The organism is Streptomyces sp. NPDC005496 (genome assembly GCF_042872045.1).
GTDB lineage: Bacteria > Actinomycetota > Actinomycetes > Streptomycetales > Streptomycetaceae > Streptomyces.
On sequence record NZ_JBIAJQ010000008.1, the window covers coordinates 198117 to 220985 of the forward strand.

Consider the following 22869-nt stretch of genomic DNA (forward strand, 5'->3'; position numbering starts at 1 on the left):
GGGGGGCAGGCGTCACGGACGCCAGTACAGCGACGGGTCCGGGTGGTCGGTGAAACCGAGGGCGCGGTAGAGGGGTTCGCCGTCCTGGGAGGCGTAGAGGTCCACGCGGGCGACATCCCGTTCGCGGAACCAGTCGAGCAGACCGCGCATGATCGCCCGGCTGTGGCCGCGCCGCCGGTGCCCGGGGTCGGTGACGACGCCGATCACGTGCCCGATCCGGCCGTTGCGCAGATGCGGTCCCGGCAGGCGCTGCTCGATCGTGCCGATCCCGCAGGCGGCGAGGCCGTCGTCACCGCGCACGACGAGGATGCGCACGTCCTTCGACGAGATCTGCTCCCGGAGCACGGCGGCGAGGGCGACCTGCCAGTCCCCGTCCTCCGAGGGGGAGTTGAAGAAGTCACCGCCGAGCGTCTCGAAGAGCAGGGCCCGCAGGCGCACGAGCTCGGCGACATCCTCCGCGGCTGCCTGCCGCACCAGTGACATGTAATAAGCGTAGGCGCCCCTAGGGTGTTACGTCCAGAGGGTCGTGTCCGTCGGTGGATCAGGCGCGACACTTCGCCCGCGCAGGTCCGGACGGAGCGACGGGCATCGGACCGCCCGGCGCTCCGTCGATTTGGGGCGGGCCGGATCTCGGGTGTGCCTGTGGGTGCGGCGAGGGATTTCTGTGAATTCCAGGGGCGGTTGAACACGCCGGGGTTCCCCTCCGTACAGAAGGTGGCCATGCCGGCCCGGCAACGAAGCGGTAGGAGTATTTCCTTGGGACGCAACACGCGGAGACGTCCGACAGGTGCACGGCGCGCCAGCTTTGCGGCGGTCGCGCTGATGTTGGGCGGAGGCGGACTGATGGCGGTGAACGTGTACGCCACGGCCTCCGAAGGGGACGCGGCGCAGCCGGGTCAGAGCCGGACCGCGCAGGTCCTGGCCGCCGGAGGCGCCACGATCGACTGCCCGGACGTCGGCAGTCAGCTGACGGAGACGCCGGACGGTGCCAGGGCGGAGGTGGACAAGGAACTCGCCCTGCTGGACAAGCAGATCACCGAGGCGTACCAGCAGCTGCAGGACGCGACGCGGGACGGCGGGCAGGACGCCTCCTTCGCCGACAACGCGATCATGACGCCGCTGAAGGACAAGCGGGCCGCGACGATCGAGCGCATCGCGGTCGCCATCGACCGGGTGGGCGACCGGCCGCAGGGCCTCGACGCCTTCGCGCCGTGTACGCTCCGCGCCTCCGGAAACCAGGACCAGCAGGGCAACGGGGAGTCGGACGAGCCCGGTTCGGAGGGCCAGGACGACGCCGGCCAGCAGGACGGTCAGGGCCAGGACGGTCAAGACGAGGGCGACGGCGGCAACGGGGGCCAGGCGGGCAACGGCCCCGTCGCCGCCGACTTCCAGGACATCACCACCGTCCAGCCGAACGTGCGCACCCCGAACCCCCAGGGCGACGCCTCGCGCGGCACCTTCAGCACCAGCTGCGGCGTGAACGCCAACGGCCTGTTCAACTCCGACAACGTCATCGTGGCGCCGGGTGTCTCCAACGGCGCCCACCACTTCCACGACTACGTCGGCAACCAGGCCAACAGCGCCTTCGCGAGCGACGACGACCTCGCCGGCGGCGAGACGACCTGTGAGGACGAGGGCGACAAGTCCTCCTACTTCTGGCCCGTGCTGCGCGTGCAGAACGGCAACCAGGAGAAGGACGCGAACGCGCCCGGCGGCGGAGTCGAGGGCAACGCGGGCGAGATCGTCACGCCGAAGCAGGTCACGATGACGTTCGTGGGCAACCCGCGCGGCGAGGTCACGGCCATGCCGAAGCTCCTGCGCATCATCACCGGCGACGCCAAGGCGTTCGTCAACGGCACCGCCAACGCCAACGCGTCGTGGAGCTGCACCGGCTTCGAGGACCGGCAGTTGAAGGACAAGTACCCGCTGTGCCCGGACGGCAGCGACGTGGTGCGCACCTTCAAGTTCCAGAGCTGCTGGGACGGCCGCAACATCGACAGCGCCAACCACCGTACGCACGTGGCGTTCGCGGACGCCGAGGGCAACTGCGCGGGCGGCTTCCGGGCCATCCCCCAGCTCGTGCAGCGCATCGTCTACGACGTGGACGCGCCCAGCCTGGAGGACGGTGGCAAGACGACCCCGCTCTTCGGGGTGGACTCCTTCCCCGAGCAGCTGCACAAGCCGGTCACCGACCACGGCGACTTCATCAACGTCTTCGACGAGGACCTGATGCGGGAGATGGTGGACTGCATCAACGACGGCCGTAAGTGCGGCGCGGGCGCAGGAGGCGGCGGCGGTGGCGGCGGCGAGGAGCCCAAGCCGACGCCGAAGCCGACCGACAAGCCGGACCCGACCCAGAAGCCGGACCCGACCGAGAAGCCGGACCCGACGCAGAAGCCGGAGCCGACCGAGAAGCCGGAACCCACCGCGACGGCCTCCACCCAGGCTCCGTCCGGCGGCGACGACGAGGACGACTCGGCGGACACCGGTGGCGACCCCGCCACCGACGAGCCCGCCGAGGAACCGGCGGGCGGGTCGGACGGTGACGACGCGTCGCCGAAGGCCGACACGTCGCCCTCGGCCGTCCACCGCGATCCGGTCACCACGTCGGACGAGGTCGGCGGCCAGGAGAGCGCCGTCCCCGGACCCGAGCCGACCACGGTCGCGCAGGGCGAGCAGTCGGGCGGTTCGCAGGCCGAGGCGCAGGCCGACACCGGCGGGCTCGCCGACACCGGAGCCCAGCTGTGGCCGGCGGCCGCCGGAGCGGTGCTGCTGATCTTCGGCTTCGTACTGCTGCGGCGCGTCAACCAGAGGTAGGGCCGGAAGCAAGCAGAAGGGCGAGCGGAACCGCACGACGGTTCCGCTCGCCCTTCGGGCTTTCCCCCCGGGACTGCAAGCGACGGCCCGGACGGGATCCGACCGGCCCAGAAGAGCGGCAACCCGATCATCGTGTGAGAAGAAACGCTGATCACGAGCGAGGTCACACGTAAAACCCCGCTGGTGGCACCATGGACGGTATGGATGTAGCGAGCAGGAACAATGTCGTGGTCACCGGCCGCGAGGACGGGCCGGTGATCGTGCTCGCGCACGGCTTCGGCTGCGACCAGAACATGTGGCGCCTGGTCGTACCGGCTCTGGCCGAGCGTTTCCGAGTGGTCCTCTTCGACTACGTCGGCTCCGGCTCGTCGGACGTGTCCGCCTGGAGCGAGGAGCGCTACGGCTCCCTGGACGGCTACGCCCAGGACGTGATCGACATCTGCGAAGAGCTGGACCTGCGGGACGTGACGTTCGTGGGTCACTCCGTGAGCGCCATGGCCGGCGTCCTGGCCGCGGCGCGCGCCGAGGAGCGGTTCGCCAGGCTGGTCCTGCTGGTGCCCTCACCCCGCTACATCGACGACGGTGACTACAAGGGCGGCTTCACGGCCGAGGACATCGACGAACTGCTGGAGTCGCTGGACTCGAACTACCTGGGCTGGTCGGCGACCATGGCGCCGATCATCATAGGCAACCCCGAGCGGCCGGAGCTGGGGGAGGAGCTGACCAACAGCTTCTGCCGTACCGACCCCGACATCGCCCGGGTCTTCGCCCGCACCACGTTCCTGACCGACAGCCGCGCGGAGCTGGCCTCGGTGCGGCTGCCGACGCTGGTCCTGGAGTGCGCCCAGGACGTCATCGCCCCGCAGGGCGTCGGCGCCTACGTGCACGCCTCCATCCCCGGCAGCCGCCTGGTCACGCTGGACGCGACCGGCCACTGCCCCCAGCTGAGCGCACCCGAGGCCACCGCCGAGGCGATCGTGACCTTCGCGGCGCCGCCCCGATGACGTGCCGCACGGACCAGGATCCGGAATCATCCAGGCCCGCCGAGAAGCACCCGGAGAGCACCACACGAACCGATGAGGATCGCCCGTCCGACGCGGCGTTCAGCGCGCTGCTGGAGGACGACGTGGAAGACCTGTACGAGAACGCGCCGTGCGGCTATCTGTCCACGCTCCTCGACGGGCAGATAGCCAAGGCGAACACGACCCTGCTGAGCTGGCTGGGCCGCGACCGCGAGGAGACGGTCGGCCGCCTGTACTTCGCCGACCTGCTCACCGTCGGCGGCAAGCTCTACCACGAGACCCACTTCGCGCCGCTGCTGCGCATGCAGGGCGAGGTGAACGGCATCGCCCTGGAGCTCAAGGGGGCCGACGGCACCCGCCTGCCCGTGCTGATCTCCTCCAAGGTGAAGAAGGGCAGCGACGGACAGCCCCTGCTGATCCGCACGACGATCATCGACGCCCGGGACCGCCGCGCCTACGAGAACGAGCTGCTGCGACGGCGGCGGGAGGCGGAGGAGGCCCGCGAGGAGACGGAACGGGCACGGCGGGAGGCGGAGCGCGACAAGGAGCGTCTGCAGAGCGTGCTGGCCGTCCTTCAGCGCAGTCTGGTCCCGCCGTCCTTGCCCCAGGCCCCCGGGATGGAGGCGGCCGCCTACTACCACACGGCTTCCGCGGACCAGCTCGGCGGCGACTTCTACGACGTCTTCGCCCTGGGTGACGGCCGTTGGGGCTTCTTCCTCGGCGACGTGTGCGGCAAGGGCCCCGAGGCGGCCGCGGTGACCTCGCTGACCCGCTACACGCTGCGCGCGGCGGCGATGCACGACGCGGACCCGATCACGGTGCTCACCACCCTCAACACCGTCCTCCACCAGCACTACATCCGGGGCGACCCCCGCTACTGCACGGCCGTCTTCGGCACCCTCACCCCGCACGCGTCCGGCGTGACCATGCGTCTCGCCAGCGGCGGTCACCCGCCGGCCGTCCTGATGCGGGCCGACGGCGCCGCCGAGTACCTGCCGACACCGGGCGGCCTGCTCGTGGGTATCCTGCCGGACGCCCCGTTCAAGGACGTCACGCGGGAGCTGAGGGCGGGGGACACCCTGCTGCTCTACTCCGACGGCCTGACCGAGGCCCGTATCGGCCCCGAGGGCACCCGCTACGGTGACGACGCCCTGCTCGACTTCACCACCGACCTGGCGCCCGCCGGCGCCGACAAAGCCGTCTCCGCCGTCACCACCCTGCTCGAGAGCTTCGGCGACGGACTGGACGACGACACCGCCGTCCTGGCGATCGGCATTCCCGCACCCACCACATCCCACGAAGAACAGACGTGACAGAGCTGACCACCACCATCCGGAACACCCCGACCGGACCCGTGATCACCGTCGAGGGCGAACTCGACCACTACAGCGCCGGGAGGCTGCGCGAGACCATCCGCGGCCTGACGCTGCAACCGGGGCAGCTCCTCGCCCTGGACCTGGGGAGTCTGACCTTCTGCGACTCCAGCGGCATCTCGGTCTTCGTGGCCGCGCACCGCCAGGTCGTGGCCACGCAGGCCCGCATGGCACTCGTCGCCGTGCCCGCCATGATCACCCGGACCCTGGGGATCGTCGGCCTCGACCAGGTCCTGGACGTCCACCCCGACCTGGAACAGGCCGTCCGCTCACGCTCGGCGTGAGCGGGAAGCGGTCCGCGCGGTGACGCACGCCGCCGGACCGCTCGCGTCGCCCAGCAGTCCGGTCACGGTCCCCGCCCCGGCGGCACGCCCCCGCAGACGGAACGCGAAACGCTGCCCCGCCTCCAGGGGGACGGCGCGCTCCAGCCTGACCGTCACGGGAGCCAGGTGCAGCGGGATAAGCGTGTCGAGACCGGCAGGCAGGGTCACCGTGCCGGGCAGCGATGCGGCGCCCAGATGGCACCACAGGACGCCGCCCGTGGACAGGTCCGTACCGCCCTGCGCCTCGGGCAGCAAGGCGATCTCGGCGGTGAAGGCCGCGTGCGCGCCGATCGAGCCCGGCGTGGCCAGTACCTGCCCCCGCTCCAGGGCCGACGCGACCGGGCCCGGGAGCAGCAGTCCCGGGTTCGAGCCCGCGCGGGCCTCCTCGACGTGCCGTGCGCCGAGTCGGATGCCGATGACGCGGACGATGCGGGCGGTACCGAATCCGACGATCTCCACCTCGTCGCCGCCGCGGACGCTGCCGCGCTCCGTGCCGCCCGTCACCATGACCGTCCTGCCCTGATGGAGCGGGAAGATGTCCTCCACGCGCATCAGGAACGGGCGTGACACGGCGCTCACCGGTCGTTCGCGGCGAGCCCGTGGGCCCCCGACCGGCCGAGGCGTCACAGGCGGCTGAAGGGCTCGGCGTACTCGAAGGTGCCCCGCGTGGCGGGGTCGTACGCGGTCAGGGTGCGGACCTGGAAGTACTTGCCCCAGGCGGGCTCCGGCGGGTCGATGCCGTGGTCCGTGCTGGTGCGGAAGCCGTAGCGGCCGTAATAAGCGGGGCTGCCGAGGAGGCCGACCAAGGGCTCGCCGAGGGCGTCCGCCGCCCCGAGCACGGCATGCATGAGCGCGAGGCCGACACCCCGCCGCTGGTGGCCTGGGTGGACGCTGAGTGGGCCGAGGCCCACGACGGGTGCCGTGCCGACATGCGCGCGCGTGCACACCACATGTCCGACGATCTGGCCGTCGTCGTCCAGCGCCACGAGGGACAGCGAGGGCAGCCAGCCGGCGCAGTCGCGGAGGGAGTCGAGCAGGGTCACCTCGACGGGAACAGGGGTGTCCGGTGCGACGAAGGCGGCGGCGGTGACGGCACGCACGGCAGCGATGTCGGCGGGTACCTCGCGTCGGATCAGCACCGGCACAGTCTGAGGCAGCCGCAACCAGGGCGCAAAGGAATTGAGGTGGGTCTCACGCCGGGGGACTCCGGGCACATGCCCGAGCCGTCGTGGACGCGGCGGCCCTTCCCCTCGTGGAGTCCCGCCGTGCGCTTCTCTCGGGATGCACCCATCCGTGTGCTGCCCGGGCGGCCCGTGTCCCGCTCGGCACCGCCGCCCGACACGCCGGTGCCTGACCCTCCCTCATGTCGAGTTGCGCGACGGCACCGTGGCTGATGTATGCTCGATCTTGAGCGTGCCGCCGAGTTCATCGGAGCCGCGTCTCGCGTCGATGGTCCAAGGAAAGGCGCCCCGCTTCCTGCGGGGAGATGCAGGTGCAAGGCCTGCTCGGCGCTCGACGAAGCCCCATCCCGGTTCTCCGGGGTGGGGCTTTCTTCTGTGCGTACCCGCGGTGGACCCGGAGCGGCGCCGTCCGCGGGCCGGCGGTTTCCCGCCGTCCTGGACGGTTCGACCGCGACCGCGATCGTCCCCGTCCTACTCTCCCTGGCATGCTGCTTCGCCGGATGTCGCGGATGGTCCTGGTTCTGGTCTTAGCGCTTGTGGCCGCCCTGACCGGGGTGGCCGACGGGGGCACCCACACGGCTCGGGCCGACGGGGAAAAGCCCTTCCCGGGGCGGCAGTTGCTGTTCTTCAACCATGCCTACGGCGTGCTCGACCGGGAGACCGCCGACGCCATCGAGCACTCCGGTTACCTGCGCTACTTCGCGAACTTCCAGGTCCGCACGACCACCGGAGCTGGCGGTCAGACCTGGACCGGCCGTTACCTGACGGGCCGTGAGACCTACCTCGAACTGTTCGGGGTCGGAGACCTCCCCGGCCAGGACGGCACCTTCGGCGCCGGGGGCATGGGGGTCTCGACCGAGCGCTCCGGCGACCTGAGGACGGTGACGGCGCGTCTGCGCGAGGCGGGCGTCACCGACCCGGTCGAGTTCCGCCAGACCCGCGACTTCGGCGACGGGGTCCCGGTGCCGTGGTTCGACGCCGTTTTCACCACGGCCCAGTACGACACCTTCGGGGCCTGGGCGATGGAATACCTGCCCGAGTACTTCGCCGACCCGCGCGGCAACACCGAGCCCGCCGACCACCCCGGCGACGTGGGGCGGGAGCGCTACCTGTCGGACGCCTACCGCGACCACCTCATGCGTGACGTGGCCTCCATCCGCCTCGCGGTCTCCGAGCGCGACCTCGCCGCCACGGTGACGCTGCTGCGGGCGGGCGGGTTCGTCGTCCGTCCGGCGCCGGGCGGAGGCGGTACGGTCGCCCGGCGCGGCGGCACCACCATCCGGTTCGACGCCGTTCCCGTCGGCGAGGTGGGACTGCGCGAGGTCACGTTCGCGTTGAACCGGCCCGTGTCCGACCGGCACGAGGAGCGGATCGGCCGCTCGACCCTCGTCGTGGGCCCGGGCGCCCGCGCCGTGTGGAACTTCGCCGGGAGGCCGTGACGGCGGCGTGCCCGACGGACCGGGGCCGGGCGGGCCCGCGATCGACGGACCTACTTCGACGACCGGCCGGTGAGGTTGTCCGTGAGGGGGAGGAGGGCCGTGGTGCGTTTGCCCGACAGGCCGGGGCGCACGTCGTACTCCTGGCAGACCGCAAGGACTATCTCCAGACCGTGCTGGCCGATGCGGGCGGGGTCGGGCCCGCGGGGGGTCGGCAGGGTCGGGTCGCCGTCCCACACGGTGATCTCCACGCTGCCGTCCACGACGCGCAGGTCGAGCCGGCAGGGCCCGGGAGCGTAGCGGCAGGCGTTGGTGACGAGTTCGCTCACGACCAGTTGAGTCATGCCCAGCGCCCGGGCGGAGACCGGGACGCCGTGATCGGCCTGCACGCGCGTCAGATAGGCGGTGGCGAATCGGCGTGCGGCGCCGATGCAGCGGGTGTCCCCGTCGTAGGCGGCGCACGCCGCCGGAGCGGAACGTGCGCCGGGAGCCTTCTGCTCGCTGTCGTGCGCGGTCTGGTCCATACGGTCGCCTCGCGTTGCCTCGGTCACATGGCCCCGTTGGACGCGTACCCCTGAAGCGTGCCTCCACGTGACTGTCTGGCCGGTCTTTCGCCTCGGCCGCAAGGCCGCGGATCGGTCCAGGCTGATGGTGACATTAACAGGCGGCCGGTTGACACCAGAGTGATTGTTCCGTTTGCGTGGACGCAGCATCAGCGGAAAGGCCGCTGAAGACGATGAGGGAGATGGCATGAACGCCGCCCGTCTGGTCATCTCCCGCCACGTCACCCCAGAGGGTGTGAGCGTGCTGGGGATGGTGGGGGAGATCGATTTCAACACCGTCGGCGACTTCCGCGCGGCACTGGCGGACCGCGAGGGCGCCGAGGGGCATCGCACGGTGGTGGACTTCAGCCGCGTCACGTTCATGGACTCCAGCGGGATCAACGTCCTGGTGGCCGCGAACCGGGACGCCGCCGAGGGCGGCGGCTGGATCCGGCTGGCGTGCCTGCCCGCCGGAGTCCACGACGTCCTGCACATCGTGGGACTCGACGAGGTGCTCCCGCTGTACCCGACGCTGGACCTCGCCCTGACGTCCTGAGGACGGCCGGCCCGGGAGGCAGGGGTGCCGCCCGGGCCGGGCCCCGGCGGTGAGGGACGTAGAATCGCCGTCCACCCGCAAGGGTCCCCGTCCGCAGATCCGCCCCGCAGGTCCCGTCCCGTGGAGTCCGCCGTGTCCCGTCCGCGAAGCACGCCACGCTCCGTGGCGCACCCCGCTCCGGAGGAGTTCACGCTGCAGCGGCTGCTGGAGGCACTGGCCGACCCGGTGCGGCGCGCGGCCGTGCGCCGGCTGGCGCGGGCCGGCCAGGACCTCAGCTGCGGGAGCTTCGAGATGCCGGTCGCGCCGTCGACCTCCACGCACCACTTCAACGTGCTGCGGGAGGCCGGCGTGATCCGCCAGTACTACGTGGGGACGACGAAGATGAACGCCCTGCGCGCCGAGGAACTGGAGGCGCGGTTCCCCGGCCTCGTGTCCGCCCTGCTGTCGGCGGAGGAGAGCGAGCCGGACGCGCGGGCGGCCCGCTGAACCGGACCGGCGCGCGCGGCGGTCAGTGCCGGACGGTGACCACGATCTTGCCCACCTGGGCGTTGGACTCCATGTAGCGGTGCGCCTCGGAGATGTCCTCCAGGTCGAAGGTCCTGTCGACGACCGGGGTGAACGATCCGGTGGACAGCCCGGCGTTGACGAAGGCGACGGCGCGCGCCAGGCGCTCGGGGTCGGAGGTGACCTCGAAGAGGGTGTAGGTACGGGTGCTCAGTGCGGGGTAGCTCCGGGCGTTGGGCAGCGGGGTGGTCCGCGGGTCGAGGGTGCCGTACACGATGAGCCGGCCGCCCGGCGCGATGCCCAGGGCGATCGTCTCGACCCCGGGTCCGGCGACGGGGTCGAAGGCGGTGCGCACGCCCGTGCCGCCGGTGATCTCCTTCAGCCGGGCGGGCAGGTCCTCCTCGTCGGTGACGACGACGTGGGCGGCGCCGGCGTCGAGCAGGCGCTGCTTCTTGTCGGCGGTGCGGGTCGTCGCGACGGGGATCGCGCCGATGTGGTTGGCGGTCTGGATCGCGGCGAGTCCCACGCTGCTGGAGGCGGCGGTGATCAGGACGTGGTCCCCGGGCCGGGTGTGGCCGTCCTCGACGAGCGCGCCGTAGGCGGTCAGGTAGGCCATCCACACCGCGGCGGCGCTCTCGGCACTGACGCCGGCCGGGCGCGGGACCGTGGCGGACGCGGGGACCAGGACGTGATCGCCGTAGGTGCCGTAGTCGGTCTGCAGGAACGACGGGACGACGCCGACGGGGTCCCCGACGGCGAAGCCGGTGACGCCGGGGCCGACGGCCTCGACCACTCCGGCGGCCTCGTAGCCCAGCCCCGAGGGGAAGACGGGCTGGTAGAAGTACGAGCCCTCGCGGAACATCAGCTCGGCCCGGTTCAGCCCGATCGCGTCGACGCGGATGCGCAGTTCGCCGGTGCCGGGCTCGCCGACCTCGACCTCCCGCACCTCCAGGACCTCGGGGCCGCCGGTCCTGTCGAACTTCACTGCCTTGGCCATGGGGTTTCCCGTTCCTTCGTCCGTGGTGACTGGGCGCTGCCCGGCCGCGTCGTGCGGCGGGCGCACGTCCACCAAACCCCAAATTACGACGAACGTCAAACTACGACGTGCATCGAATTAAGGGCCACGGAGGTGTGGCGCGTGGAGGTGTCACGGGGGCAGGGAAGGAGCGGCCGACGCCGCCGGCCCCCGGGTGTCCGGGGGCCGGCCCGGTGGTCAGTCGGACCTGAGGTTCTCCAGCGTCGATTTCGTGTCGGTCTTCAGCCAGCCGGACACGTCGGTGACGTCGGCCGGTGTGCTGCCGTAGGACGAGGCGTAGGCGCTCCAGCTCATCTGGTACGTCATCCAGCCGTCGCGCACGGCCAGGATGACCGACTTGCTGCCGCTGGTCCCCGAGCCGGACGTGGTGTCCTGGGTCACCAGGTAGGCCTCGTCGCCGAAGCCGTTGACCTCGTCCACCTCGTAGTCGTCGTACCGCTGGTCGTACTCCGACCACAGGGCCGTGAACTCGGCGGCGGGGTCCGTCTCCTTGTGGAGGTCCATCTGCACCGACAGGTACGCGTCCGAGTACGAGGAGGCGGAGGATTTCTTCAGGGAGATGCTGCAGTAGCTCTGGTCCAGGGCGTCGTGCTCCAGCGAGTTGTGGGTGGGCGCCGAGTCCTCCTCCGTGTACTCGGTCCGCACCGACGAGTAGTCGACCGCGGAGCAGAGATTGGACTTGGCCCGGTACCCGGCCAGGTCCGCCTTGTCGCCGTCGCCCAGGTCCAGCAGGAACACCCCGCCGGCCCACAGGGCGGAGGCGATCAGCGCCCCCACGGCCGCCCACGCGACGGCGTGCCCCGCCGTGCCCTTCCCCCCTGCCTGCGGCGGCGCGGGCTGGATGTAGCCCGGCTGCGCGTACGGATGCTGCTGTGCCGGGATGGACGGGGGCGGAGGCCCGTAACCGCCCGGTTGCTGGCCGGTCGCGTACGGGTCGGCGGCCGGTCTGGGTGGCGCCGCCGGCTGCTGGGCTCCTGGCTGCCCCGCGGGTGCGGCCTGCATGGCGGTCAGCGTGGGGTCGGCGTGGTTCCCGGAGCCCGCGGGCGGTGTCGCCTGCGGCTGGTGGGCGGCCTGGGCCGGAACGTCGTCGGGCCGATCCTTCATCGTTCTGCTCCTTCTCCATGGTCGGTGGAGACGCACTGGGCCCGGGGCGTCGCTCCCCGGGCTGCTCGGGCCGCCGTCACGCGGGCGCGGTCGGTCCGCGGGCGGCGGGGTGGGACGGGCACGGAACCAACTCGGACGATCACGACATCTCCCCGTGAGCCTCGGGACCGGACGGCGGAGCCGGGGTACAACACGCGCGGATGGCTCAACCAGCCGATTCTAGAGGGAAGTTCGGCCGGACGCCGCATTCCGGGAATGGCCGACTCGTGGGTTCTGTTCCTCTCCGTGAAGCCCCTCCGAGTACGTGGACCCGGGCACGGTGAGGTCTAGGGCCTGTCGTTTGGATCAGGCCGGTGTCGTGGGGTCTGGCACGCACATCTGCGGCGTTGTCGTCGGTCGCCGACTCCCCCACTCTCGGCTCCGCTCGATCGAGCGGGGGGACCCCCATCGCGTCGACGCCCTCCTCCGCCTTGCAGCTGCACGCACCAGACCCCGCTCGGGTCGGCCGGGACGAACCGTCTGTCACGGCCGACCTGATCCAAACGACAGGCCCTAGGTGCTCGGCGCGCGGAATCGACGTCTCCGCCTCCCGAGGGATACGGCTTCCGGCCTTCCGGCCGGGCGGGGCGGGAGCCGGAAAAGGATTCCGTGAGGCGGGAATGCGAAGGCGAGGGGCGCTGTTACACCCCACGTAGCTGACATGCGCGAGTCAAGAATCGCGTATGTGGGCGGAAGGAGGACCCTCATGGCACGCACCAGCGCACGCCCCGTCGTCACCCTGAGGTCGACGGCCGGGACCGGAGTCACCTACGTGACCCGCAAGAACAGCCGGAACGACCCCGACCGGCTCGTCCTGCGCAAGTACGACCCGGTGGTCGGCGAGCACGTCGACTTCCGCGAGGAACGCTGAACCGGTCCGGCGTCACCAGGCGAACAGCCACGAGGAGGGACAGCCCCATGAAGCCCCGCATCCACCCCGAGACCCGGCCCGTCGTCTTCCGCGACAGCGCCGCGAACGTCTCCTTCCTGACCCGTTCGACCGCGCGGTCCGCCAGGACCGTCGCCTGGGAGGACGGCAACACCTACCCGGTGATCGACGTCGAGATCTCGTCGGCGAGCCACCCGTTCTACACCGGGACCTCGCGGGTCCTGGACACCGCGGGCCGAGTGGAGCGCTTCGAGCGCCGCTACGGCCGCGCGCCCTCGGTCGGCCGCTGACCGCACGCCCGGACACGGGCGAGCAGAAGGAGAGCAGAGCCATGAAGGTACGCAAGTCCCTGCGCTCGCTGAAGTCCCTTCCCGGGGCTCAGGTGGTCCGCCGCCGCGGTGTGACCTTTGTGATCAACAAGAAGAACCCGCGTTTCAAGGCCCGTCAGGGCTGACGCCGCTTCTTCCGGCCCGCGTCGACGACGCGCCGGGCCACCGACGACCGAGTGCCCGGGCCCAGTTGGGCCCGGGCACTTCGGCGTCCGGGCCCACTCGGGCCTGGGCGCCCCCGTGTTCGGGCTCAGGGGGGCGGACGCGCGGACGTGATCGCGTTGTCAGTGGTCGCGTCTATGTTCAGTCGTGTCCCCGCCGGTGTGGCGGAAGGCTCCCTGGTGCATTGGAGAAGGTGCGTTGTCGGAGTGGGAGAGGTCGAGCACGGCACGGGTGGCGGCACCCGCGCAGCCCCGCAAGCTCGCCAAGGTCCCGTTCGTCGAGCTGGCCGACGGACGTGTGCAGGGCGTGGTGTCCAGCGGATCCGACATCGAGCGGGTCTACGTCTCGTCGGTCGCGTCGGGCACCTACGCGTACGCGTGCAGCACCAACAACAACCGGCCGTGCGGAGGCGCGCGAGGGTCGTTCTGCAACCACATCCGCGCCCTCGTCACCGAAGCGGTCCTGCAGTACGGGGCCGCCCGTGTCGCCCGCTACCTGAGAGTCGACACCGGCGACCAGGAACCGAGCGCGCCGGTCCTCACCGCGGCCATGACCGCCACGGGCCCGGCGCAGGGAGACACCAAGGCCGCGGCGCCCGTCTTCAGCCGGTTCCTGCGCCACCTCGCCTATCTGGAACTGGACGCGAGCACCGCCCCGTTGCCGGAGATGCAGTGGTTCCCGCCGACCAGGACGGCCGCGTGATGCGCGCCGACCTGCTCGCCGAAGGCGAGACCCCCGACGGGCTCGACGAAGCCCTCACCGCCGTCGACTCCTTCGACCGGGTCCTGGTGGCGGGCCTGCTCCGCCCCCAGCCCGCCCAGGCGGCCGGACTGGCCGCGCTCGCCCGGGCCGTCTCCGGGACACCTCTTGCCGCCCGGGTCGGCGAGGCCGCCGACAAGACCGCCGCCGGAGCCGCGGGCGAGGACCACTTCGTCGCCCTCGCCGCCGCCCGTACGGCCCTGCTCGGTTCCGTCCACGACGCCCTCGTGAGCCGCGTGGACGAGGCGACCGGCCGCACCCGCGGCGAGGCGCCCGCACCGGTGGCCGTCGAGCGGCCCGAGGTGAACCTGCTCGCCGCAGCCCGCTCCTGGCTCTGCGACCTGGTGCGCGCGGGGTGGCAGGGCATCGACCACGAGCTGGTGTCCGGCTCGGCGCAGATCGTCTCGGCGATGCTGCCGGACCCCGGGCTGCGCCGCCTCGCGACTCTGCTCGACGGGTTCTCCGCCGAACTCGCCGCCTCCTGCCCGGGTGCCACCCTGGAGCGCGTACCCACCCGCCGCTGGGCCGACCTGTGGTCACGTGCGCTGCTCCTGACGCTGCCCGGCGCGGCCGGCCTGCCGCCCACCGGCACGCTCACCGGCCGGCTGCTGCCGCTGGGCATCGACCTGCAGGAGCACCCGACCGCCGTACAGGCCCAGGTCCACGCGGTGTTCGAACCCGCCGACGGCTCCGCGCCCCGCCTGGTGCGCGCCGCCGTGTCGGCGCCGAAGCCCGACACGGTCGTGGGAGCCGGTCTGTGGCAGCTGCTGCGCCCCCACATGTCCCTGCTGGCCGCCGTGAGCGAAGGCCGGTCGATGGAGCTCACCGACATGCCGGCCACCGCCGCGGGCGACCTCCTGTGGAGCGACGGGCACGCACGCACCGGCGAGCCCGCCGACGCCCTCGCCACCGCCCGCGTTGCTCTTCCCACGGCCACCGACCCCGCGACGGCGCCCCTGGACCGGCACCCGGCCGCGATCGCCGTCCCCGTCTTCCTGGAGGGCTACGAGAGCCGGCAGGAGGACGACATGGTCACCTTCACCGTCGCCGGACACCCGGTCCCCGTGGACACCGACCGCATCCCGGCCGCCGGACCGCTCACCCCCGAGGCCGTCGCCAAGTCCGGTGCCTGCGTCGGGCTGCTCCGCTGGGACGCCGGAGCCTTCCGCGTCCAGCCCCTGGCCGTGGAGACGACCGTGCGGAAGAAGGCGGTGGCGGTCCACGCCGGAGCCTGGGCTGGCGGCACCGCCGACAAGGCGGCCGTCAAGGCCGAGAAAGCCGCCATGGACGCCGTCACGGCACTGCGCGAGCGCGCGGGAAGGCTGTTGCGCAAATGACCGAGCACAGCGGTCCCGACACCGCCTCCGCACCCGAGGCCGACTCCGACGAGAACCGCCGCCAGGCCCTGTACTGGCTGCTGCTCGCCCGCCTCTTCGACCCGGAGGAGCAGCCGACCCTGGAGTCGGCCGGTCTCGGCGTCGTCGAGGACCTCGGCCTGCCTCCCGCGCTCCTCGATCCGCAGGCGTCCATCGACGCGATCGTGCAGCGCCACCCCGCTCTGGCCGACGAGTTCGACGCCCTGATGGTGCCCGCGCCGGACGAGGGCGGACGCGACCGGGCCGCCGAAGTGCGACGCGCGGCACTGGTGTCCAAGGTGCTCCTCAACACCTTCGCCACCGGCTCCGGCGCGGTCACCGCGGGACAGCTGTCGCGCTGGCAGTCCGACGCCGGCTGGCTGGAGCGCGCCCTCGGCTGCGAGCCCGGCGAACTGCGTGGCGGCCGGGCGGGCACGGGCGCCGCCGGTCGGGGCGCGGGAAGGGACGGCTCCGGAGGCGGGGGTACGACACCGGACCTCACCCACCTCGTCCCGGCGATCGGTCCGGAACTGGCCGGCATCGAGGCCGACCTGGTCCGGCGGATGAAGCTGCGCGAGGTGCTGGCCGACCCGAAGCTGGCCGCGCGGCTGACCCCGAGCATGTCGCTGATCGAGCAGCTGCTGAGGGACAAGAACAACCTCTCGGGCGTGGCGCTGGCCAACGCCAAGGCGCTCATCCGCCGCTTCGTCGACGAGGTCGCCGAAGTGCTGCGCACCCAGGTCGAGAAGACCACGGTGGGCGCCCTGGACCGCTCCGTCCCGCCCAAGCGGGTGTTCCGCAACCTCGACCTCGACCGCACGATCTGGAAGAACCTCACCAACTGGAGCCCGGAGGAGGAGCGGTTGTACGTCGACCGCCTCTACTACCGGCACACCGCCCGCAAGACGACACCCCAGCGGCTCATCGTCGTCGTGGACCAGTCGGGCTCGATGGTCGACTCGATGGTGAACTGCACGATCCTCGCGTCGATCTTCGCCGGGCTGCCCAAGGTGGACGTCCACCTGATCGCGTACGACACGCAGGCGCTCGATCTCACGCCCTGGGTGCACGACCCCTTCGAGACGCTGCTGCGCACCAAGCTCGGGGGCGGCACCGACGGCACGGTCGCCATGGCCCTGGCCCAGCCGAAGATCGCCGAGCCCCGCAACACGGCGGTGGTGTGGATCTCCGACTTCTACGAGTGGCAGTGCGAGCCGCTGTTCCAGAGCATGGCCGCCGTCCACCGCTCCGGAGCCAAGTTCATCCCCGTCGGCTCGGTGACCAGCGCAGGCCGCGGCAGCGTCAACCCCTGGTTCAAGGAGCGCTTCAAGGACCTCGGAACCCCCGTGCTCTCCGGCCACATCCGCAAGCTCGTCCACGAACTCAAGACGTTCCTCGCCTAGAAAGAGATCCCGAGATGTCCGACCTGCTGCGCGCCCCCGCCGAGATCAAGTACGCCGAGGAGCTGGACTGGCTGGAGTCCGTCGACGACAACCCCAAGCCCTTCTCCTGGCGCCTGTCACCGAAGATGGTCCGCCTGTTCGTCCTGGGCTCCGAGCGCTCCGACGGCCTCGACCGGGAGATCGCGCCCAAGTGGTTCGGCGACCGCAGCTTCGTCGAGCGGTCCATCGTCACGCTCGCCTCCGACCGCGGACTGCTGCTCATCGGCGACCCCGGCACCGGCAAGAGCTGGCTGGCCGAGCTGCTGTCCGCCGCGATCTCCCGCAACTCCACGCTGGTCGTGCAGGGCACGGCAGGCACCACCGAGGACCACATCAAGTACTCGTGGAACGTGTCCATGGTCATCGCCAAAGGCCAGTCACGCGAGTCCATGATCCCCTCACCCATCATGACCGCCATGGAGACCGGTGCGATCGGCCGCTTCGAGGAGCTCACCCGCTCCACCAGCGACGTCCAGGACGCGCTGATCTCGATCCTCTCCGAGAAGTACATCTCGGTCCCCGAACTCGACAGCGACAGCATCGTCTTCGCCAAGCCGGGCTTCTCCATCATCGCCACCGCCAACAGCCGCGACCGGGGCGTCAACGACCTCTCCTCGGCACTCAAGCGCCGCTTCAACTTCGTCCGCATCCCCGTGGTGACGAACAAGAAGAGCGAGGTGGAGATCGTCCGCTTCCGCACGGAGGAACTGCTGCGCCGCCACCAACTGGAGCTGGACGTGCCGCCGACGCTGCTCGACGTGCTGCTGCAGAGCTTCGCCGACCTGCGCGCCTCGGCGGCCGCGGCCGGCAGCGACGACGAGAAGCTGGAGTCCGCGCTGTCCACCGCCGAACAGATCGGCGTGCTGGAGGACGCCATCCTGCACAGCAACTTCTTCGGCGAGCGCGCCCTGACCGCCCGGACGCTCGCCTCCTCGCTCGTCGGCTCCCTGGCCAGGCGCGAGCCCGAGGACCTGGCCATCCTGAACAAGTACCTGCACGGCGTCGTGGAGCCGCGCAGCAAGGAGGAGGGCGGTTCCTGGCCCGAGTTCCTCGAAGGCGGGCGCGACGCGATCGCCACGCTGTCGTGAGCGCCCCCGAGGAGACCTTCAGCGCACTGCGCGGTCAACTCCACGAGGCGGCGCAGACGTTCGCCGGCGGGCCGGACGCCCTGGAGGGCATCCTCCTCGGCATCGTGGACGACGTCGACCGCGCGGTGCGCGAACCGCTGGAGATCTTCCCCGTCTGCCACCACTCGCCCGCCTCGGCGATCGCCATGGCCAGGCGCCTGCGGGAGAAACAGCCCAAGGTCGTGTACCTGGAGCTGTGCGAGGACATGACGCCCCTGCTGACGGAACTGCGCAACTGCAAGCTGCCGGTGGCGATCCAGGCGTTCGCCAGCGAGGTCGACGGTTTCCCGGCCGAGTGGTCCCCGCTGTCGGTCGTCGCCCCCATCACGGAGGCCTCGGCCGAGTACCAGGCGATCGCCTACGCCCTGGACACCCCCGGGGTCGAACTGGTCCTCGTCGACCGCTCCTCGGACCACGTCTTCCAGTGGGACGCCCGCGCGACCGGCTCGGACGAGCCGACCGACCCGGACGCGCCGCCGGCCGAAGAGGAAGCGGCGCTGCACGGCGACGCGGTCGGCGTGGAGATCGGCGACCTGCGGCCGCGCTTCGCCGAACTGGAGGAGCACCTGCTGCGGCACGGCAAGGTGCGGCACTGGTCGGAGTGGTGGCACCAGTACGTGGAACTGCCGCTCGGCGACAGCGACCACGACACCTACCGCCAGGTCATGTTCCTGATCGGCAGCCTCTTCCGGCGCCTGGCGCCGGGGGACCCTCACCGGGTAAGTGTCGACGAGGACCGCGAGCGGTTCATGTGGACCCGGATGCGCGAACACCTGGCGGCCACCGGCACCGACGTGGAGGACTGCCTCTACGTCTGCGGCGCCTACCACGCCGCCAGCCGCGTCGCCGAGTTCGGCGTCCACGGCACCGACACCTTCGAGATCAGCCCTCGTAGCGCAACCGAGTGGCGGTACGGCCTGATCCCGTCCAGCCACGCGGCGATAGAGGCGCAGTTCGGCCTGGCCGCCGGGTCCGTGTCCATCGCGGCGACGGTCTGGGCGAAGAACGTACGCCGGACGCGCGTGCGGCCGTACCGGCTGGCGGGCCAGGCCGGCACGAAGAAGCCGCGGAAGGCCGTGGCGGCGACCGCTTCCGTACCGGCGCCGCCGGCCTCCGACAGACTGACCGGCTTCCTCCAGCGGCCGCCCGTCCTCGACCGCCTGGACGAGACCGAGCTGCTCGGCTGGTCGGTGGACATCGTGCGTGCCGCCCGCCGCAACGGCTACCTCGCCTCCACCGCCGACGCCATCGCGGTGTTCGAGACGTCGATCCTGCTGGCCGGGATGCGCGACCGCGCCAAGCCCACGCCGTACGACTTCCAGGACGCGGCGGTCACCTGCATCGAGAAGGACTCCGTGCCCGGCCGGCGCGACGTGCGCCGCCTCGTCGAGATCATGATGGGCGGCGACCGGGTCGGCCAGGTCGGCTACGACGCGCTGCCGCCCCTGGCCCGCGACGTGCACGACAGGCTCGCCCCGCTCGGCCTCGGACTCCAACAGCGGGGCGTGCAGCGGGCGTTGCTGGACATCGCGTCCGAGCCGCGGCTGGAGCGCTGCTCCGACGTGCTGTGGATGCTGCGGTACCTGATGCCGCAGGGCGCCGCCCGCCCGATCATGGGGGAGCGGAAGCTGGGGGAGCGGCCCATCCAGGAGTCGTGGGACCTGGCGCTCGGCACACACCAGCGTGCGCTGATCGAACTCGGCTACGAGGGCGTCAGCATCGAGCAGGTCCTCGAACAGCGGCTGCGCCGTACCGCGTACAGCGCGCAGGCCACCACGGCGACGGTCCTGGAGGCGGTCGAGGACGCGACGCTGTATCTGCGCAGCCACCGCCTCGCCGACGAACTGGGCACCCGCGCCCTGGAAGTGCTGTCCGCCGAGCGCGGCGTCGAGGGCGCGCCCGAAGTGCTGCGCAGGATACGGCGGTTGCTGGCGTACTACCGGACCAGCCGGCCCGTGCTCCCGCCATGGATCGAGTCCTTCGTCAAGGCGGGCTACGCGCACTACTGCACCCTGCTGCCGACGGCGTTCACCGACGAGGACGCCACCGTCCGCCAGGTCGGGGCCATGCTTGGCTTCCTGTTCAGCATGGAGGGACTGGCCCTGTCACTGGGCTGCGACCGGACCCAGCTGGAGCTGGCCGTCGTCCAGTCGCATCCGCAGGACCCGTCCAAGACGGCGCTGCTGTGGGCGGCTCAGGTGCAGCTCGGGCAGTTGTCCCGCGCGGACCTCAGGGCGAGGTGCGACGAACTGCTGGGCAACCCCCTGGTGGTGCCGGCCTATCCGCGTTACCTCAGCGGATTCGTGCACGCGCTGGAGCCTGTCCCCGGCCTCGCCGACTTCGTGGTGGAGGCCGTGTCGAACGCCTTCGGGCGGTTGCCCGACCCCGTGCTCCTGCCATGGCTGCCGACGCTGATCACGACGCTGCGGGCCGACGGTGCCGAGTCGGCGCCGCTGCTGGTCCGCGAGGCCGGGCGGATGTTCCCCGGCCGGCTCGCGGCGCTGGACGCGTGGGTTCCGCCGTGGCGGGCCCAGCCGGAACCCGCGGCCGGCCTGCCTCCGGCGGGAGCGGAGAAGGGCGGCTGCGCGCTCCTCACCGCTCACCCGGCGACGTGCGACGCCGTGGCGGACCTACTGGGCTGCGACGGAGTCTGGGAGACCCCGGACGAGGGCCCGGCGGGGGCGGCGCTGACCGCCCGCCACCCGGCGACGGCCGAGGCACTGGCGGTGCTTCTCGACAGCGCCTGAGCCCGCGGCCCGCCCCGTTCCCGCCCTCGACGGTCACCGCCCGTCGGGACGGACACCCTGACACCGTCACGTCGGGACGAAGGACCCGCGGCGCCTACCGGGACCGCCGGCATCGACGGCTGGAGGCTCGCCTTCGCCTTCGCCGACGGCCAGAAAGTCACCAACATGTGGGGCGGTACCCCTTCCCAGGACGGTGGGAAGGGCCGCGTCTCCGCCGCCTCCACCGTGCCCGCGAAGGGCTCGGTCACGGTCGGCTTCACCGCCGCCAAGGGGGAGCACCAACACGGCGCCCACCGCGTTCACCCTCGACGGCGCCGCCTGCGCCACGTCCTGAACCGGCCCCGACGGGCCCGCGGCCGCCTCCCGTAGGCGGTCGGAGTGGAGGCCGAGACGACGGGGGACTCGGAGTCGCCGCTGACACGGACGACGTCGTAGCCGGTGACACCAACGTCGTCCGCGGAAGCGGCCCAGGTCAGGGTCACGGAGGTGGCCGTCACGGCGGACGCGGCCGGGGCGCCGGCGGGGTCGGGGCGCGGGTGTCGCCCTGGGAGCCGCCGTAGACGGTGGCTTCCCGGGAGGTCTGGAGGATGCCGTTCTCGCCGTGGAAGACGCGTTGTCCCCGGGAGCTGAGCCGGGCGGGGTCGAAGTCGATGGCCAGGTCGAGCACGGGGCCGGTGTTCCCGCTCCAGGACCAGGCCAGGCAGCCCAGCCCGAGTTCCTCGGCGGCGGCCATCATGGTGTCCTCGTCCGGATCGCCGTACTGGTCGGGCGGCCCGCCGAACTCGCCGATCAGGAGGGGGAGTCCGGCGTCCACGAAGGCCTGGAGGTAGTCGGTGACCTTCTGGGCGGTGTCGTAGACGCTGTACATGTGGATCGAGAGGATGAGGTTGCCGGTCGGGTCCGCCGTGTAGACGGACCGGGCCTGGGCGCGCATGACGCCCTGCCGGTCCTGGCCCCAGTTGGGCGCGTCGACCATGATCGTGTGCTCGAACCCGGCGCTGCGGAGTTTGCGGACCGCGGCGGTGGTGGGTGCGGTCCAGCCGGCCGGATCGGTGTTGCCCCAGGGCTCGTTGCCGATGTTGATGACGACGTGGTCCTCCTCGCCCGTGAGCACGTCCTTGAGGCCGATCCAGTAGTCGGCAGCCTGGTCGACGAGGGACGCGGCCGACTCCTCGCCGTAGCCGGTGGTGTCGTGGACCTCCAGCACACAGATGAGCCGGTCGGCCTTGCACCGGCCGATGACGGCGGCCACGTCCTCGGTGCTGTTCCGGCTCCAGCGGTGACCGTTGGAGAGCCTTTGGCCCGCTTCCGCTACTGCCATGAGGCAGACGTCTCCGCCCGCCTCCCCTGGACCCGAGCGTGTGCCTCGGTCGGTTCGGAAGCCCCAGCTTCCTAGAATGACGTCCGTGACGAACACGGCGGGAGCGCGGCGGGGCCGCAGGCCGGGGAGCCCCGACACCCGGGCCGCGATCCTTGCCGTCGCCCGGCGCCGGTTCCTCCAGGAGGGCTATCACGCGGTCACCCTGCGGTCGGTCGCCGCCGAGGCGGAGGTCGACCTGGCGCTGATCAGCTACTACTTCCGTTCCAAGAAGGGGCTGTTCGGTGCCGCCCTCGCGCTGGGCGCCAACCCGGCCGAGGTCCTGGCCGAGCTGCTCGAAGAGGGGGACCTGGCCACCCTTCCGGAACGTGTCGTGCGGCAGGTCGTCGCCGTCTGGGACGACCCCGTCTCCGGGCCGCCGCTGCTGGCCATGCTCAAGGGTGCCGCCGGCGACGAGGCGTTCGGGGAGCTGGTCAAGGAAGCCGTGGAGCGCGAGATCGTCGAACGGGTCGCGGCCCTCCTGCCGGGGAGGAACGCGCGGCAGTTCGCCGGCGCGTTCACCACCGTGGTCGCGGGTCTGATAACCTCCCGCTACCTCCTGCGGCTCGAACCGGTCGCCTCCATGAGCCCCGAGGAGGCCGTCCGCTACCTGGCTCCGCAGGTGCGGCTGGCCCTGCGCGGCCCGGCACGCCCGCCGACGGCTCCTCGCCGTCCGCGGTGACCCCCGGTGCCGCTGCCTATGTCGATGTCGACGCCACCGTCGCGGAGGTCCGCGACGCGGAACCGGCGCCTCCCGTCGTGCGAGGGA

At 71.7% G+C, this 22869-nt stretch carries 22 protein-coding genes and 2 pseudogenes; 17 read left to right on the forward strand and 7 right to left on the reverse strand.

All coding sequences use genetic code 11. The features are described 5' to 3' along the window. Window positions 1-12: 12 nt before the first annotated feature. Window positions 13-483, reverse strand: a complete 471-nt coding sequence (locus tag ACFYQQ_RS24965; RefSeq protein ID WP_355788978.1) for a GNAT family N-acetyltransferase — start codon at window positions 481-483, stop codon at window positions 13-15. A gap of 360 nt (window positions 484-843) precedes the next feature. Here ACFYQQ_RS24965 and ACFYQQ_RS24970 point away from each other — a divergent pair, with 360 nt between their 5' ends. From ACFYQQ_RS24970 to ACFYQQ_RS24985, 4 genes are all read left to right on the forward strand, one after another. Then, entirely contained in the window at window positions 844-2817 is a 1974-nt protein-coding gene (locus ACFYQQ_RS24970; protein WP_356175517.1) for a DUF1996 domain-containing protein, read from the forward strand. A 200-nt stretch (window positions 2818-3017) separates the two neighbouring features. Continuing rightward, window positions 3018-3821 (forward strand): alpha/beta fold hydrolase, encoded by an 804-nt coding sequence (locus ACFYQQ_RS24975; RefSeq protein WP_388905154.1) that lies wholly within the window; start codon window positions 3018-3020, stop codon window positions 3819-3821. Next, window positions 3818-5152 (forward strand): SpoIIE family protein phosphatase, encoded by a 1335-nt coding sequence (locus ACFYQQ_RS24980; RefSeq protein WP_355788401.1) that lies wholly within the window; start codon window positions 3818-3820, stop codon window positions 5150-5152. Before ACFYQQ_RS24975 ends, ACFYQQ_RS24980 begins: the two co-directional genes overlap by 4 nt. Continuing rightward, window positions 5149-5496 carry an STAS domain-containing protein gene (locus tag ACFYQQ_RS24985; RefSeq protein ID WP_356175526.1) on the forward strand — a complete coding sequence of 116 codons (348 nt, stop codon included), beginning with the start codon at window positions 5149-5151 and terminating at the stop codon, window positions 5494-5496. Before ACFYQQ_RS24980 ends, ACFYQQ_RS24985 begins: the two co-directional genes overlap by 4 nt. Here ACFYQQ_RS24985 and ACFYQQ_RS24990 read toward each other — a convergent pair. Both ACFYQQ_RS24990 and ACFYQQ_RS24995 read right to left on the reverse strand, forming a co-directional pair. Continuing rightward, window positions 5482-6105, reverse strand: coding sequence for a hypothetical protein (locus tag ACFYQQ_RS24990; RefSeq protein ID WP_388905156.1), 624 nt, complete (start codon window positions 6103-6105; stop codon window positions 5482-5484). The two genes, ACFYQQ_RS24985 and ACFYQQ_RS24990, sit on opposite strands and share 15 nt — an antisense overlap. Before the next feature lie 53 nt (window positions 6106-6158). Next, a complete protein-coding gene (locus ACFYQQ_RS24995; protein ID WP_355794903.1) occupies window positions 6159-6674 on the reverse strand; it encodes an N-acetyltransferase in 516 nt (171 codons plus the stop codon). A 527-nt stretch (window positions 6675-7201) separates the two neighbouring features. On the opposite strand from ACFYQQ_RS24995, the gene ACFYQQ_RS25000 reads away from it, so the two are divergent. After that, window positions 7202-8155, forward strand: coding sequence for a DUF5829 family protein (locus ACFYQQ_RS25000; RefSeq protein ID WP_355794393.1), 954 nt, complete (start codon window positions 7202-7204; stop codon window positions 8153-8155). 50 nt (window positions 8156-8205) lie between these two features. Here ACFYQQ_RS25000 and ACFYQQ_RS25005 read toward each other — a convergent pair whose 3' ends face one another. Continuing rightward, window positions 8206-8676 carry an ATP-binding protein gene (locus ACFYQQ_RS25005; RefSeq protein WP_355794392.1) on the reverse strand — a complete coding sequence of 157 codons (471 nt, stop codon included), beginning with the start codon at window positions 8674-8676 and terminating at the stop codon, window positions 8206-8208. A 226-nt stretch (window positions 8677-8902) separates the two neighbouring features. Between ACFYQQ_RS25005 and ACFYQQ_RS25010 the strand changes: the two genes are divergently transcribed. Both ACFYQQ_RS25010 and ACFYQQ_RS25015 read left to right on the forward strand, forming a co-directional pair. After that, on the forward strand, window positions 8903-9250 hold the full coding sequence (locus ACFYQQ_RS25010) for an STAS domain-containing protein (RefSeq protein ID WP_355794391.1): 348 nt from the start codon (window positions 8903-8905) through the stop codon (window positions 9248-9250). Window positions 9251-9382: 132 nt separating this feature from the next. Next, the gene (locus ACFYQQ_RS25015; RefSeq protein ID WP_356239950.1) at window positions 9383-9736 is read left to right on the forward strand and encodes a helix-turn-helix domain-containing protein; all 354 of its coding nucleotides are present in this window, start codon (window positions 9383-9385) and stop codon (window positions 9734-9736) included. A 22-nt stretch (window positions 9737-9758) separates the two neighbouring features. Here ACFYQQ_RS25015 and ACFYQQ_RS25020 read toward each other — a convergent pair whose 3' ends face one another. Together ACFYQQ_RS25020 and ACFYQQ_RS25025 are read right to left on the reverse strand one after the other, a co-directional pair. Further along, window positions 9759-10751, reverse strand: a complete 993-nt coding sequence (locus ACFYQQ_RS25020) for a zinc-dependent alcohol dehydrogenase family protein (protein WP_355795536.1) — start codon at window positions 10749-10751, stop codon at window positions 9759-9761. 216 nt (window positions 10752-10967) lie between these two features. Then, window positions 10968-11894 (reverse strand): hypothetical protein, encoded by a 927-nt coding sequence (locus ACFYQQ_RS25025; protein WP_355782767.1) that lies wholly within the window; start codon window positions 11892-11894, stop codon window positions 10968-10970. 745 nt (window positions 11895-12639) lie between these two features. On the opposite strand from ACFYQQ_RS25025, the gene rpmG reads away from it, so the two are divergent. The 9 genes and pseudogenes from rpmG to ACFYQQ_RS25070 all read left to right on the forward strand — a co-directional run. After that, the gene (gene rpmG, locus ACFYQQ_RS25030) at window positions 12640-12804 is read left to right on the forward strand and encodes a 50S ribosomal protein L33 (RefSeq protein WP_356172349.1); all 165 of its coding nucleotides are present in this window, start codon (window positions 12640-12642) and stop codon (window positions 12802-12804) included. 47 nt (window positions 12805-12851) lie between these two features. Then, window positions 12852-13112 (forward strand): type B 50S ribosomal protein L31, encoded by a 261-nt coding sequence (locus ACFYQQ_RS25035; RefSeq protein ID WP_356172346.1) that lies wholly within the window; start codon window positions 12852-12854, stop codon window positions 13110-13112. A gap of 41 nt (window positions 13113-13153) precedes the next feature. Continuing rightward, a complete protein-coding gene (gene ykgO / locus ACFYQQ_RS25040) occupies window positions 13154-13276 on the forward strand; it encodes a type B 50S ribosomal protein L36 (protein ID WP_356172343.1) in 123 nt (40 codons plus the stop codon). Window positions 13277-13511: 235 nt separating this feature from the next. Further along, window positions 13512-14015, forward strand: a complete 504-nt coding sequence (locus ACFYQQ_RS25045; RefSeq protein WP_355792446.1) for a hypothetical protein — start codon at window positions 13512-13514, stop codon at window positions 14013-14015. Continuing rightward, entirely contained in the window at window positions 14015-15409 is a 1395-nt protein-coding gene (locus tag ACFYQQ_RS25050) for a hypothetical protein (protein ID WP_388905302.1), read from the forward strand. Before ACFYQQ_RS25045 ends, ACFYQQ_RS25050 begins: the two co-directional genes overlap by 1 nt. After that, a complete protein-coding gene (locus tag ACFYQQ_RS25055; RefSeq protein ID WP_355787100.1) occupies window positions 15406-16830 on the forward strand; it encodes a VWA domain-containing protein in 1425 nt (474 codons plus the stop codon). The genes ACFYQQ_RS25050 and ACFYQQ_RS25055 overlap by 4 nt, the downstream gene beginning before the upstream one ends. A 14-nt stretch (window positions 16831-16844) precedes the next feature. Continuing rightward, entirely contained in the window at window positions 16845-17957 is a 1113-nt protein-coding gene (locus tag ACFYQQ_RS25060; RefSeq protein ID WP_355787103.1) for an AAA family ATPase, read from the forward strand. Next, window positions 17954-20743, forward strand: a complete 2790-nt coding sequence (locus tag ACFYQQ_RS25065) for a hypothetical protein (protein WP_388905162.1) — start codon at window positions 17954-17956, stop codon at window positions 20741-20743. The genes ACFYQQ_RS25060 and ACFYQQ_RS25065 overlap by 4 nt, the downstream gene beginning before the upstream one ends. A gap of 96 nt (window positions 20744-20839) precedes the next feature. After that, window positions 20840-21077: pseudogene (locus ACFYQQ_RS25070) on the forward strand (cellulose binding domain-containing protein); the annotation flags it as partial. 37 nt (window positions 21078-21114) lie between these two features. Here ACFYQQ_RS25070 and ACFYQQ_RS25075 read toward each other — a convergent pair. Beyond that, a pseudogene (locus ACFYQQ_RS25075) lies at window positions 21115-22142 on the reverse strand (cellulase family glycosylhydrolase); the annotation flags it as partial. A 7-nt stretch (window positions 22143-22149) separates the two neighbouring features. Between ACFYQQ_RS25075 and ACFYQQ_RS25080 the strand changes: the two are divergent. Continuing rightward, a complete protein-coding gene (locus ACFYQQ_RS25080) occupies window positions 22150-22782 on the forward strand; it encodes a TetR family transcriptional regulator (protein WP_356172332.1) in 633 nt (210 codons plus the stop codon). The last annotated feature ends 87 nt before the right edge of the window (window positions 22783-22869 follow it).

Excerpts from the sequence above, each read along its gene's own strand:
- ACFYQQ_RS25020 (WP_355795536.1), bottom strand. The coding sequence starts at position 10,751 with ATGGCCAAGGCAGTGAAGTTCGACAGGACCGGCGGCCCCGAGGTCCTG.
- ykgO (WP_356172343.1), top strand. The coding sequence starts at position 13,154 with ATGAAGGTACGCAAGTCCCTGCGCTCGCTGAAGTCCCTTCCCGGGGCT.
- ACFYQQ_RS25025 (WP_355782767.1), bottom strand. The coding sequence starts at position 11,894 with ATGAAGGATCGGCCCGACGACGTTCCGGCCCAGGCCGCCCACCAGCCG.
- rpmG (WP_356172349.1), top strand. The coding sequence starts at position 12,640 with ATGGCACGCACCAGCGCACGCCCCGTCGTCACCCTGAGGTCGACGGCC.
- ACFYQQ_RS25010 (WP_355794391.1), top strand. The coding sequence starts at position 8,903 with ATGAACGCCGCCCGTCTGGTCATCTCCCGCCACGTCACCCCAGAGGGT.
- ACFYQQ_RS24965 (WP_355788978.1), bottom strand. The coding sequence starts at position 483 with ATGTCACTGGTGCGGCAGGCAGCCGCGGAGGATGTCGCCGAGCTCGTG.
- ACFYQQ_RS25005 (WP_355794392.1), bottom strand. The coding sequence starts at position 8,676 with ATGGACCAGACCGCGCACGACAGCGAGCAGAAGGCTCCCGGCGCACGT.
- ACFYQQ_RS25000 (WP_355794393.1), top strand. The coding sequence starts at position 7,202 with ATGCTGCTTCGCCGGATGTCGCGGATGGTCCTGGTTCTGGTCTTAGCG.
- ACFYQQ_RS25050 (WP_388905302.1), top strand. The coding sequence starts at position 14,015 with ATGCGCGCCGACCTGCTCGCCGAAGGCGAGACCCCCGACGGGCTCGAC.
- ACFYQQ_RS25060 (WP_355787103.1), top strand. The coding sequence starts at position 16,845 with ATGTCCGACCTGCTGCGCGCCCCCGCCGAGATCAAGTACGCCGAGGAG.
- ACFYQQ_RS25035 (WP_356172346.1), top strand. The coding sequence starts at position 12,852 with ATGAAGCCCCGCATCCACCCCGAGACCCGGCCCGTCGTCTTCCGCGAC.
- ACFYQQ_RS24975 (WP_388905154.1), top strand. The coding sequence starts at position 3,018 with ATGGATGTAGCGAGCAGGAACAATGTCGTGGTCACCGGCCGCGAGGAC.
- ACFYQQ_RS25055 (WP_355787100.1), top strand. The coding sequence starts at position 15,406 with ATGACCGAGCACAGCGGTCCCGACACCGCCTCCGCACCCGAGGCCGAC.
- ACFYQQ_RS24970 (WP_356175517.1), top strand. The coding sequence starts at position 844 with ATGGCGGTGAACGTGTACGCCACGGCCTCCGAAGGGGACGCGGCGCAG.
- ACFYQQ_RS24980 (WP_355788401.1), top strand. The coding sequence starts at position 3,818 with ATGACGTGCCGCACGGACCAGGATCCGGAATCATCCAGGCCCGCCGAG.